11 protein-coding genes are annotated in these 12,566 nt (G+C 68.9%); 3 read left to right on the top strand and 8 right to left on the bottom strand.

Going from position 1 to position 12,566, the window contains the following annotated elements; genetic code table 11:
• Positions 1-291: 291 nt before the first annotated feature.
• From ACWDV4_RS09390 to ACWDV4_RS09375, 4 genes are read right to left on the bottom strand one after another with little or no spacing between them, the layout of a single operon-like run.
• Complete coding sequence (locus tag ACWDV4_RS09390; RefSeq protein ID WP_449976160.1) at positions 292-1,500, bottom strand: ABC transporter ATP-binding protein; 1,209 nt, start codon at positions 1,498-1,500, stop codon at positions 292-294.
• A 9-nt stretch (positions 1,501-1,509) separates the two neighbouring features.
• Positions 1,510-2,349, bottom strand: coding sequence for a carbohydrate ABC transporter permease (locus ACWDV4_RS09385; RefSeq protein WP_449976159.1), 840 nt, complete (start codon positions 2,347-2,349; stop codon positions 1,510-1,512).
• The gene (locus ACWDV4_RS09380) at positions 2,349-3,332 is read right to left on the bottom strand and encodes a carbohydrate ABC transporter permease (protein ID WP_449976158.1); all 984 of its coding nucleotides are present in this window, start codon (positions 3,330-3,332) and stop codon (positions 2,349-2,351) included. Before ACWDV4_RS09380 ends, ACWDV4_RS09385 begins: the two co-directional genes overlap by 1 nt.
• Positions 3,329-4,603, bottom strand: coding sequence for an ABC transporter substrate-binding protein (locus tag ACWDV4_RS09375; protein ID WP_449976157.1), 1,275 nt, complete (start codon positions 4,601-4,603; stop codon positions 3,329-3,331). Before ACWDV4_RS09375 ends, ACWDV4_RS09380 begins: the two co-directional genes overlap by 4 nt.
• 263 nt (positions 4,604-4,866) lie before the next feature.
• Between ACWDV4_RS09375 and ACWDV4_RS09370 the strand changes: the two genes are divergently transcribed.
• A complete protein-coding gene (locus tag ACWDV4_RS09370) occupies positions 4,867-5,142 on the top strand; it encodes a hypothetical protein (RefSeq protein WP_449976156.1) in 276 nt (91 codons plus the stop codon).
• Positions 5,143-5,208: 66 nt separating this feature from the next.
• Here ACWDV4_RS09370 and ACWDV4_RS09365 read toward each other — a convergent pair whose 3' ends face one another.
• The 4 genes from ACWDV4_RS09365 to ACWDV4_RS09350 form a co-directional block, all read right to left on the bottom strand.
• A complete protein-coding gene (locus ACWDV4_RS09365; protein ID WP_449976155.1) occupies positions 5,209-5,460 on the bottom strand; it encodes a hypothetical protein in 252 nt (83 codons plus the stop codon).
• 84 nt (positions 5,461-5,544) lie between these two features.
• Entirely contained in the window at positions 5,545-6,408 is an 864-nt protein-coding gene (locus ACWDV4_RS09360) for an N-acetylmuramoyl-L-alanine amidase (protein WP_449976154.1), read from the bottom strand.
• A gap of 173 nt (positions 6,409-6,581) precedes the next feature.
• Positions 6,582-8,225, bottom strand: coding sequence for a CocE/NonD family hydrolase (locus ACWDV4_RS09355; RefSeq protein WP_449976153.1), 1,644 nt, complete (start codon positions 8,223-8,225; stop codon positions 6,582-6,584).
• The gene (locus ACWDV4_RS09350) at positions 8,222-9,619 is read right to left on the bottom strand and encodes a DedA family protein (protein ID WP_449976152.1); all 1,398 of its coding nucleotides are present in this window, start codon (positions 9,617-9,619) and stop codon (positions 8,222-8,224) included. The genes ACWDV4_RS09355 and ACWDV4_RS09350 overlap by 4 nt, the downstream gene beginning before the upstream one ends.
• A gap of 134 nt (positions 9,620-9,753) precedes the next feature.
• Between ACWDV4_RS09350 and typA the strand changes: the two genes are divergently transcribed.
• Positions 9,754-11,622, top strand: coding sequence for a translational GTPase TypA (typA, locus tag ACWDV4_RS09345; RefSeq protein ID WP_449976150.1), 1,869 nt, complete (start codon positions 9,754-9,756; stop codon positions 11,620-11,622).
• 33 nt (positions 11,623-11,655) lie between these two features.
• The gene (locus tag ACWDV4_RS09340; RefSeq protein WP_449976149.1) at positions 11,656-12,528 is read left to right on the top strand and encodes a serine hydrolase; all 873 of its coding nucleotides are present in this window, start codon (positions 11,656-11,658) and stop codon (positions 12,526-12,528) included.
• Positions 12,529-12,566: the final 38 nt, after the last annotated feature.

The raw sequence follows: 12,566 nt of genomic DNA, 5'->3' as shown, positions 1-12,566 counted from the left end.
GCGACGCCACCCCAACTGGCGCAACCGCCCCTACCAGCACCGCAGCCATGGCTATCCCAAACCGCCGTCGCAGCCGACCACGACTACGGACAGCCGCATGCCCAGATGGCCAACCTCGCCCCACCATGACTCCCGATGATCTATGAAGACAGCGCGGGAACCATAGACGATCTACATGGACATCTGTAAAGAGGCGATCACAAACTGCAACCACAAACCGGGCAACACTGGACGCATCAACGGCCGGATTGACTCAAGGTCATTAACCGACAGGCGACCATTCCTCAATGATCAGTCGGCCAGGGCACCGGCCGAACGGCCCTCGTGCAGGGTCAGGTTACGGCCGTTGGCCGGGTCGAACAGGTGCAGCTTCTCCAGGTTCACCCAGACCCGACGGGTCTCCCCCTCCCGTACGGTGGATTCGGCCGACAGCCGGGTGACCAGCGCACTCCCCGCCCCGGCGAAGTCGGCGGCCCCGGCATCGGCAGCCAACTCCTCCAGCTCGGCGGCGCGGGCCCGCTCCCCCTCGACGCTGAAGTAGACGTACTTGTCCGAGCCCATCGACTCGACGATGTCGACCGGCGCCTCGAACTCGATTCCCTTGGGCCGGGTCTGCTCATCGACCAGGTCGGCATCCTCGAAGTGCTCCGGACGGATGCCGAGGATCAACTCCCGGGGTGCGTCGGCGGCGGTCAACTCCCGGCGCAGCCGCTGCCCCAACGGCAGGTCGCCCAGGGCGGTCCGCAGCCGCCCCTCCTCCACTGCCGCGTGCAGGAAGTTCATCGACGGCGAGCCGATGAACCCGGCGACGAACAGGTTGGCCGGGTGGTCGTACAGCTCCTGGGGTGGGCCGACCTGCTGCACCGCACCGGCCCGCATGATCACCACGCGGTCGCCCAGGGTCATCGCCTCGGTCTGGTCGTGGGTGACGTAGACGGTGGTGGTGCCGAGCTGCTTCTGTAACCGGGACACCACGGTACGCATCTGCACCCGCAGTTTGGCGTCCAGATTGGACAGCGGCTCGTCCATCAGGAACGCCTTCGGCCGCCGGACGATCGCCCGGCCCATCGCCACCCGCTGCCGCTGGCCGCCGGAGAGGTTGGCCGGTTTGCGGTCCAGCAGCGGCGTCAACTCCAGCACCTTGGCCGCCTCCTCGACCTTCTCGTCTATGGTGGCCTTGTCCAGCTTCGCCAGCCGCAGCGGGAACGCCATGTTCTCCCGTACGGTCATGTTCGGATACAGGGCGTAGGACTGGAACACCATGGCGATGTCCCGGTCCCGGGGTGCCTTGTCGTTGACCCGCTCACCATCGATCCGCAGCTCACCGGAGCTGATGTCCTCCAGCCCGGCGATCATGTTCAGGGTGGTGGACTTGCCGCATCCCGAGGGGCCGACCAGGATGACGAACTCCCCGTCGGCGATCTCCAGGTCGATGTCGCGCACCGCGACGGTGCCGTCCGGGAACCGCTTGCCCACCTTGTCGAGCACGATGTCAGCCACGAATATCACCTATCCCTTGACAGCGCCGGAGGTCAGCCCCGACACGATGCGGCGCTGGAAGAAGAGCACGAAGAGGATGATCGGAACGGTGATCACCACGGCGGCGGCGGAGATCGCCCCGGTGGGATCCTCGAACTGCGACTCGCCGGTGAAGAACGACAGCGCCACCGGCACCGTACGGGACCGCTCGGTCGAGGTCAGCGAGATCGCGAAGAGGAAGTCGTTCCAGCAGAAGATGAAGACCAGGATCGCGGTGGTGAACACTCCCGGCGCGGCCAGCGGGGCGATCACCCGCCGGAACGCCTGCCCCTGCGTCGCGCCGTCCATCTTGGCCGCCTTCTCCAGGTCCCACGGGATCTGCTTGAAGAACGCCGACAGCGTGTAGATCGCCAGCGGCAACGCGAAGGTGATGTACGGCAGGATCAGCCCCGGCCAGGTGTCGAAGAGGCCGAGCTGCCGTTCGATCTCGAACAGCGGCGACACCAGTGACACCTGCGGAAACATCGCGATCAGCAGGGAGACGCCGACCAGTAGCCCCTTGCCGGGGAAGTCCAGCCGGGCAATGGCGTACGCGGCCATCATGCCGAGCACGACGGCGATGACGGTGGCGATGAGCGCGATGCCGATCGAGTTGACCAGCGCCCGGACGAACTGGTCGGTGGTGAAGATGGCCCGATAGTTCTCCAGCGTCCACTCACGCGGGATGAACCGGCCGTCGGTCAGCGTGGCCGGGGTCTTGAACGACAGCGACGCGATCCACAGCACCGGGACCAGGGCGAAGACGATGACGACGACGTCCAGCAGCCCCCAGCGCCACTTCGTACCGGTCGTGGTGTCCAGGGTTGCCATCAGCGCCTCTCCTCATCCGAGCTGCCCGGGGCAGCCGTACCGAACAGCTTCACGAAGATGAATGCGATGATCGCCACGGCGAGGAAGATCAGCACCGACATCGTGGACCCGATGCCCAGGTTCAGTCCCCGCATCAGGTTGTTGTAGGCGAGCATCGACACCGACGAGGTCTGGTTACTGCCGGCGGTCAACACGAAGATGTTGTCGAAGACCCGGAACGCGTCCAGGGTCCGGAACAGCAGCGCCACCAGGATCGCCGGCTTCATCACCGGCAGCATCACCTTGGTGAACCGCTGCCAGGCGGTCGCCCCGTCGGTCGAGGCCGCCTTGAGCAGGTCGTCGGGGACCAACGCCAGCCCGGCCATCAGCAGCAGGGCCATGAACGGGGTGGTCTTCCAGATCTCGGCCAGCATGATGATCGCCAGGGAGGCGGCCCGGTCGGTCAGTGGCGCGCCGTCGCCGAAGACGTTCGCCAGGTATCCGGTGCCGGGTGTCCAGGCGTACCGCCAGGAGAAGGCGGCGACCACCGTGACGATCCCGTACGGAATCAGGGCCGCGGTCCGGACCAGCCCGCGCCCGACCAGGGTCCGGTGCATGACGATGGCCAGCCCCATGCCGAGCACCAGTTCCACGGCGACGGTCACCACCGTGATCAGCAGGGTCACCCCGAACGCGGTCCACCAGTACTCGTTGGTCAGCACCGTGGCGTAGTTCTCCAGCCCGACGAACTTCCGCTGGTCGGGGAACTTCAGGTCGAAGCGCTGCAGCGACAGCCAGACCGAGTAGAGGATCGGGTACGCCGTCACCGCGACCATCACGATGGCGGCCGGGGCGCAGAGCAGCCAGCCGAGCCGCCGTTCGGCCCGCCGACCTTCACTCAACGGCGCACGGCGACGCCGTCGCCGGCCTTCGGCCCGTTCTGCCCGTTCGGTCTCCTCGATGGCCAGTTCCGCGCCCAGGGGCGTCCCGCTCTGCCCGCTCATGGCAGCACCCCCTTCGACTCCAGGGCGTCGGCGATAGACCGACGCAGGTCCTTCGCGGTCCGGTCGGGCTCGATCGCCGAGGGCGGCGAGAGCTCCGCCGAGATCACCGTGGAGATGTTCTGGTACGCCGGGCTCAGCGGCCGGGTGGCGGCGTCCTTCAGCTCCGCCAGGATGGTCTCCTTCATCGGGTACGCCTCGTCCATCTCCGGGTCGGCGTAGACCGACTCCAGGGTCGGCGGTACGCCCCCCTTGACCGCGCTGATTTTCTGGTTCTCGGCGTTGCGCAGGCACTTCGCCGCCTCGAACGACTCCGTGGGGTGCCGGGAGAAGGCGCTGACCGCCAGGTTGGAGCCGCCGATGGTGGCCCGGCTCGGGGTGTTCTCGTCCACTCCCGGGTAGCGGGCCCACTTGACCTTGGCGGCCAGCTCCGGGTCGGCCTCCTGTAGGGCGGGATAGACGAACGGCCAGTTGAGCTGGAACGCACCCCCGCCGGACTGGAATTCCAGCCGGGCCGGGTCCTCGGTGGCGTTGGCGAACGACGGGCTGGTCACGCCGGCGGTGGCCAGCCGTTTGAGCTGTTCCAGCGCCTTGACCGCACCGTCGTCCAGCACGACTTTGGTGCCCTCGCTGTTGAGGATCTGCCCGCCGGCACTGGCGACCATGGTGTTGTAGAGGACCACGAGGCCCTCGTACTGGGCCCCCATGGTGATTACCCGGTACGGCTTGCCCTGGCCCTTCAGCTGCTGGGCCTGCGCGATCATCTCGTCCCAGGTCTTCGGCGGCTGTGGCACCAGGTCGGTGCGATACCAGAGCAGCTGCACGTTGGTGTGCTTCGGTGCGGCGTACAACTTGCCCTGGTAGCGGGCGGTCTCCAGGGGCCCGGCCAGGGTGCCCCGCTGCGCCTCTTCGGCGTCCGCGCCGGTCCACTCCCGGATCCAGTCGGCACTGGCGAACTCCTGGGTCCAGGTCACGTCCACACCGAGTACGTCCATACCGGTGTCCTCGGCGGCGAGCCGCCGGACCATCTGCACCCGCTGGTCGTCGGCCTGGCGGGGAAGCACCCGGTAGGCGATCCGGTACCGGCCCTGGGCTTGGGCGTTGCAGGCGTCGACCACCTCCTGCATGCTCTGCTCGGGTGGGTAGTACAGGTTGATCGTCGGGGGTCCGCTCTCCTCGCCTGACCCGCACGCGGTCGGAGCCAGTAACGCGAGCGCGGCTGCCGCCGCGACCGTACGGGCACGCCGTGGCCGGCTACTCCCGGGACTCTCCATCGCCGTCCCCTACTTTCTGTGGGCCAACTGCCGGGGTGGTCCGCGCCCGGCGCACGGCGACACGCTCGACGCAGCGGGACTTCTGCTGGTACCGCGCGGGCGGGCGTTTCGTGCCCCCTCCCTGCCCGTGGCCGGCAACAGCGAAACATCATCGAAAGCGGGAGAGTAATTATTTGGACAAAAAATACACATGGGGTCGAAACCTCTGGGTTTGCCAGGCCGCCAAAATGGGGTATGGCGGGATCCTCAACGGAGGAGAAACCATGTCAGAGCCCCACGTCTCGCTCGATCCGAGCGAACTTCCACCAGCGCAGGAGAAGCTGCGCGGACCGTTGGAGGAGCAGCTGACCTCGGCGCTGCGGGCGGCTACCGACCGGGTTCAGGCCCGGTACGCGGGTGAGCCGGCGGCCGAGGTCTGCCGTCGTCTACTCGACGAGACCCGCGCCGGGCTGCATCCGGACATCGCCGCCGCCTGGCAGCCCGACATGGCACAGTTCTGCCAGGTCGCGGAGGCAATCGTCGACGGCACCATCCACTGAGCCCCATCGGCCATTCAGCCCCATCGACCATGGTCGATGGTCAGCGGATAGGACGAGTCAGTGGGGCTAGCGGGGCGTGTGTCGGGCGGACCAGCCACCGAGGAAGGTACCGACACCGGTCACGATCAGCCCGATCAGCCCGACGACCGGCAGCGGCACCTCGGGCGGCCCGTCGCCGGCGTAGAAGAGCTGGTCCACCACCCAGACAATGAACGGGGCAACCACCCCCGCCGACCCCGCGCCCGCCGCGGTGGCCACCTTGACCTTGGCTTCCACCGGCGCGTTCTCGGCCCTGGCTCCGACAGATACGTTCGACATGTCCGCTCCCTCCATGCTTACCTCCAGACCCCGACGGCGGGCACTCCGCCTCCGGCCCAACTGACGAATTCCGGATCGACGTGCTCAGGCAGCAGCGAGTTTCGTCGCCAACTCCGCCGACCGCTCACCGAAGACGGCCCGTAGGGCGACGGCGACACTGTCCAGGTCCTTGCCCCCGAGACCGGCCAGCACCCCCTCGACGATCTGTTGCTCGTCGACCCAGTCCTTGCCAGCCATCGCCTGCTGGTTGGCCTGGATCTGGGTGAGCTCCGCCTCCAGCCGGGCGAGCGTCTCGGACAGCCACGCCGACGGATTGCCCTTGTGCAGCGTCCACCAGGCGTCAGCCAGGGCCTGCTGCTCAGTCCGCTTGGTATTGAGTAACTGCTCAGTGCCCAGTCCCATCTCTGCTGCTCCTTTCGCCAGTTCCGAGGCGACGTCCCGCCGGAACTGGTCCATGTTGAAACTCGGATCGGTCTTACTGCTGGCGTGCCCGTAACCCCCGGGCTGGTGTTCCTTGTGTCCGGCGATCCCCCAACCGGTGTGCCGGCGCAGGGCGGCCACGCCGCGCACATAGGACTGGTACTGCTTTGTTGTCCACGACTCACCGAGCGCGTGTTGGGCTTCGATGCCGAGCAGCCGGGTGTTGCCGGAGCCTTTGAACGGGCCAGCCCAGCCGACCAGTACGTGATTGCATCGCCCCGACGCCACGATGTGCCAGTCCCCGGTGCGGGACAGATACAACTGGGCGATCGGCGGCGGTGCGGTGGTCGACCCGTGCAGCAGGACGTTGATCTCACCGGAATCGGTGGAGGTCCGCGAGCCACGGGTCTCGTGACAGATGATGCCGTGCGGGTCGAACTCCGTCGATCCTCGGGTACGCCAGCCAGCTACCTCGTGCACGGTCAGGCCAGCGGTACGGAGCACCTCGGGAAGCCAGAGCAGTCGCATCGGTCAGCCCTCCAGATTTCGGGGCCGGTACGCGCGGTGACAGCACGCGTTTGGGGCGTGTCAGGCGGCCGGTGGACCGGCCGACAATCTCGTACACAACGCCGAGCAATACACAAACCGTAACTACGCCCGGACACAAAAGTCCAGGTCAGGGATGTGCCAACCTCGATTAATCACAAAGGGTAGTGGACTGGTAGGAACACTGCGGACGGATGCGTCGGGTCGTGCAGGACCTCCCGGTAGCCGGCCCGCAGCGCCACCGCCGTACCGAGCGGATCCCCGGTGCCGGGGTTGCGGGCGTACCGAGGATGGGCCCCACCACAGACCTGAAGTCGGAGTCGGTGCCCCCGGGCGAACCGGTGCGCCACCGGCCACATCGACACCGGAACTCGCACCACGTCCCCATCGGCCGGAAACAGGTCCGGGCTCACCCGGACCAGACCGTCGCAGACGTTCCAGGACCGACCCCGTCGGTCCACCTCGCACAGTCGCAGAAACACGTCCAGGTACGGCAGAGCACTGCGCAGATGCACCTCGGCGGCCACCGGGCCGATCACCTCCAGTGGCTCGGTGAGCGGGGCGCTGGTGTAGGTGAGCACATCCGGCCGGCACTCCACCAACCGGTTGTCGACCCGCCCGGCCCGCTGCGCCACCAGCAACGGGCCACCCAGCGACGGGGTCGGGTCGCTCGGGTCGTACCAGAATCCGTCTGGTGTGGACGGACGCGGCGCGCGGGTGGCGAGCCCGCCACCGGGGTGCAGATGCCAGGCGGTCCGCGCCGCCGGGGGCGGCCACGCCGGCAGGTCGCGCCAGCCGCCGCCGGCACCACCGACGTGGATGCGTACCGGTGCGGTGCGCAGCCCGCCGCGCTCGTCGGCCAGGTGCGCCCGCAGCCAGAGCAACCCCTCCTGCACCGACGCGCCGAGCAGCCGGGGCCCGCCGTGGGTCCACGGCCCGATGGTCAGGTACGGCCGCCCGCCCGCCGCCCGCAGCGTCGCGTAGTCGGCCAGTTGGGCGGGGAGGAAGATGTCGTGCCATCCGGTCACCATCGCCACCGGGGCGCGGACCCGATCGAGGTGCGCGTCGAAGACCCGGGACTGCCAGTAGTTCGCGCCGGGGGTGTGATGGTGCAGCCACTCCTGGAAGAACCGGATGGTGTCTCCGGTAGCGATCCGGTCGGCCTCGGCCAACGGCAGATGGGCCAGTCCGGCCAGCAGCCGGGGCTGGCCCCGCTTGAGTTCGAGCTGCCGGTCCAGCCACGACACGGTCTGCGCCTGGATCAGCTCGGCCCAGGTGAGCACGGTGTCCAGGGAGAACGCACCACCCGCATAGGTGGAGTCCCGGGTCGCCGCGGTGGTCGCCACCGCCACCATGGCCCGTAGCTCGTCGCCGACGTGCGCGGCTACCGCCCACTGGGTGAAGCCCTGATAGCTCGCCCCGAACATGCCGAACCGGCCGGCGTACCAGGGTTGCCGCCGTAACCAGTCGACGGTGTCCAGCCCGTCGGTGCGTTCGTGCGCCAGTGGCTCGAAGGTGCCGCCGGAGCCGAACGTGCCCCGGCAGGACTGCACCACCACGTGGAAACCGTGCGCGGCGAAGAGCCGGGCAAGCAGCCGGATCGGCCCGCCCCGCCCGTACGGGGTGCGGATCAGGACGGTCGGCGCAGTCGGCAGGTCGGGGGCGTAGTGGTCGGTGAGCAGCGGCACACCGTCGCGGACCCGGACCCGAATGTTGCGGGTCACCGCCACCCGACGGGTACGCGCCCGAGGCAACCGCAGCAGCCGGCCGGCGGCCCCCACCACCAGCCGGGTGATCACGGCTGCGCCTGGCGCAGGTCGACGTCCGGGCGGGCAGGGCCGTCGTCACCGCCGACCGCCCGGTCCCGGGTCGCCCAGGCGACCATGAACACCGCCGTCCAGAGCGCCCCGAGCAGCACTGACGTGACGGTCTCGCTGGCCGAACTCCAGCCGAGGTAGAGCCGAGCCCCGCTGATGGTCACCACCCCGACCGTGGCGGCGGTCCACACCGCCACCGCGACCGGCCAGTGGGCCCGCCGGGTCAGCAGCCAGGCCAACGTGCAGAGGCTGGCGGTGACCACCGCGTTCTGGGTGGGAAAGAGCGTCAGGTCAGGTGCGGAAGCCAGGTCCGGCTGGGCGAGGTCGGCCACGACGGCGAGCAACACCAACGGTACGAACGCCCCGACCGTACCCACCACGCTGACCAGGTCACCGCGCCAGGCTCGGGTACGCCAGCCGAGCAGCACCGCGACCAGCGCCACGATGACGATCAGGAACGGGCCGCGCAGCACACTGATCACGCCGACCGTGACGTCGACCACACCCTCGGTTCGTCGTCCCGCGAACCAATCGGCTACCGCCCCGTCGACCACCGACAGTCCGCTGTACCGCACCACCACGCCGAGCAGCCAGGCCAGGGTCAGGCCGATCACGAACAGCAGGGCCAGGCCGGCGACCAGATTGATCAACAACGCCCAGCCGGGGCCGATCCGCATGGAGAGCAGGAAGAACAGCACCCCGTAGCGGCGGGCGACCCAGCGCAGCAAAGGCAAGCCACCGGCCCGGGCCAGCAGCGCGCGTACCGGGTCCGGGTTACGCCCCAACCACCGGCCGACCAGCGCGATCACCACGACCGTGGCGATCAGGCCCAGCACCGCCCCGGTCGCATCCCCCAGGACCCGGGACACCGTCTCGTAGGAGCCGCCCGCCAGATAGCCGACCAGCACCGAGCCCCCGACCCAAGTCACCACCCCGGCCAGGTTCCACAGCACAAACCGCCGGTACGGCATGCCAGCCCCGCCAGCCAACCGGGGCACCAGGGTCCGGGCGAAAGCCACCCACCGGGCCCCGAACACCCCACGTCCGCCCAGCCGTTCCAGCATCGTGTCCGCCCGACGCCAGCGTGCCTCGCCGATGCGTAACCCCCAGCCGCTGGCGCGCAGCCGAGGGCCATGGCGCCGGCCGCTTCGGAACGCCAACGCGTCCCCGATCACCGCCGCGACGATCGTCACAATCAGCACCGGGGCCAGCCGCAACGTGCCGGTGTAGGCGAGAAAGCCGACCAGCAGCAGGGTGGCCTCCCCCGGCAGCAGCAACCCGACGATCACGGCGGTCTCGGCCATGACGACAAGCGCGGCGAGCAGGTAGACGACCGGGGTCGGTAGTTCCCGCACCAGCGTCAACAGGTCATGCACGTCGATCCCCCGGCCACGTTGGCCAGCATGCCACCCACCAGCGGCGTCCAGACGCCGATTCGCACGAAGTTACGGGACACGCAGAGTGACCCCCCGATTGGCAGCGACGACGGGGCACCCGGGAGGATAGGGGCATGCAGACCCGCGCCGACCTTCGTAACGTCGCCATTATCGCCCACGTCGACCACGGCAAGACAACCCTGGTCGACGCCATGCTGCGACAGGCCGGCGCGTTCAGCGCCCGCGCCGAGATGGCCGACCGGGTGATGGACTCCATGGACCTGGAACGGGAAAAGGGCATCACCATCCTGGCCAAGAACACCGGCGTGCGGTACGTGCCGGCGGACGGCTCCGACCCGGTCACCATCAACATCATCGACACCCCCGGCCACGCCGACTTCGGCGGCGAGGTGGAACGCGGCCTGACCATGGTCGACGGCGTGGTGCTGCTGGTCGACTCCAGTGAGGGCCCGCTGCCGCAGACCCGGTTCGTGCTGCGCAAGGCGCTGCGGGCCCGGCTGCCCATCATCCTCGTGATCAACAAGGTGGACCGTCCGGACGCCCGGATCAAGGAAGTGGTCGACGACACCTACGAACTCTTCCTCGACCTCGACGCCGACGAGGAGCAGATCGACTTCCCGATCATCTACGCCTGCGCCCGGGACGGCATCGCCTCGCTGTCCCAGCCCGCCGACGGCACGATCCCCGAGGACAGCACCTCACTGGAACCGCTGTTCCGTACGCTGCTGGAGACCATCCCGCCGCCGGCCTACGACGAGACCGCCCCCCTACAGGCGCACGTCACCAACCTCGACGCCTCCCCGTTCCTCGGCCGGCTCGCCCTGTGCCGGGTCCGGCAGGGCACCATCCGCAAGGGCGAGACGGTGGCCTGGTGCCGTACCGACGGCACCACCCAACGGGTCCGCATCTCCGAGCTGCTGATGACCGAGGGGCTGGAGCGCAAGCCCGCCGAGAGCGCCGGCCCGGGCGACATCATCGCCGTCGCCGGTATCCCCGAGATCATGATCGGCGAGACCCTGGCCGACGCGGAGAACCCCGTCCCGCTGCCGCTGATCACCGTCGACGAGCCGGCCATCTCAATGACCATCGGCACCAACACCTCGCCGCTGGTCGGCCGGGTCAAGGGTGCCAAGGTCACCGCCCGCATGGTCAAGGACCGCCTCGACAAGGAACTGATCGGCAACGTCTCCCTGCGGGTCCTGCCCACCGAGCGGCCCGACGCCTGGGAGGTGCAGGGTCGAGGTGAACTGGCCCTGGCCATCCTGGTCGAGCAGATGCGCCGCGAGTCCTACGAGCTGACCGTCGGCAAGCCCCAGGTGGTGACCAAGGAGATCGACGGAAAGACCTGCGAGCCGGTCGAGCGCCTTACCATCGACTCGCCGGAGGAGTACCTCGGCGCGATCACCCAGTTGCTCGCCACCCGCAAGGGCCGGATGGAGCAGTTGGTCAACCACGGCACCGGCTGGATCCGGATGGAGTGGCTGGTACCGGCCCGCGGCCTGATCGGCTTCCGCACCGAGTTCCTGACCGACACCCGGGGCACCGGCATCCTGCACCACGTCTTCGAGTCCTACGAGCCGTGGTTCGGCGAGCTGCGTACCCGCAACAACGGCTCGCTGGTGGCCGACCGGTCCGGCGTGGTCACCCCGTTCGCGATGATGAACCTCCAGGAACGCGGCACGCTCTTCGTCGAGCCCACCACCGAGGTCTACGAGGGCATGATCGTCGGTGAGAACTCCCGCTCCGACGACATGGACGTCAACATCACCAAGGAGAAGAAGCTCACCAACATGCGCTCCTCCACCAGCGACGAGACCGAGAAGCTGATCCCGCCGCGCAAGCTCTCCCTGGAGCAGGCGCTGGAGTTCTGCCGTGAGGACGAATGCGTCGAGGTGACCCCGGTCGCCGTCCGGATTCGCAAGGTCATCCTCGACCAGACCACCCGGGGTCGGGCTGCCGCCCGCCGCAAGCACGCCAACTAAGCACCGCTTCGAAGATCGGCTACGGTCGGCGTCATGATCTGGAATGATCTCGACGCCGACCTGGCCGGCACCCCCGGCACGATCTCCGTGTACGTGGGACGGCTGGACACCGCACCGACCTACACCCGGCTGCCCGACGCCACCCACTACGCCGCCAGCACCATGAAGGTGGCGGTGCTCGCCGCCCTGTACCAGGCCGCCGAGGCCGGCACGCTGGACCTGGACGCCCTGGTGCCGGTCCGTAACGACTTCGCCTCGGCGGTGCCCGACACCCCCCGGTTCGGTTGTGACCGCAACGACGACAACGACGAACCGGTCTGGGCGAAGCTCGACGGCACCGCCACCCTCCGCTGGTTGGCCAGCCGCATGATCGTCAAGTCCAGCAACCTGGCCACCAACATCGTCCTGGCCCACGTCGGCCTCCCCGCCGTCGCCGAGGTCTGGGCCCGAGCCGGCACCCGACACAGCGTCACCGGTCGGGGCATCGAGGACTTCGCCGCCCGCGAAGCCGGAATCACCAACCTGGTCACCGCCGCCGACCTGGCCACCCTGCTCGGAGCCATCGCCCAGGGCACCGAGACCCCCGGACCGATCGCCAGCCCCGCCACCTGCTCCGCCATGCTCGACGTGCTGTTCGCCCAGGAACACCGCGACGACCTGGCCGTCGGACTGCCACCGGAGACCCGCATCGCCCACAAGGGCGGCTGGGTGCCCGGCGTACGCCACGGTGCCGGCATCGTCTTCCCCGAGGACGCACCGCCGTACGCGATCGTCGTCTGCACCACCACCGACCTCGCCGACGGCGGCCCGACCGGCACCAGCGCGGACGACGCGGCCTGCCGCCTCATCGCCCGGATCTCGGCACTGGCCTGGTCCGCCCGGCACGACCTCGTCCCGGCCGGATGAGCCTCCCGCCGGTTACCGATAGGTAGCCAGGGGCGGTT

Source organism: Micromonospora sp. NPDC003197 (genome assembly GCF_053590565.1).
Note: the sequence above shows the minus strand (reverse complement) of the source record. Positions and strands in the feature narration are given on the sequence as shown.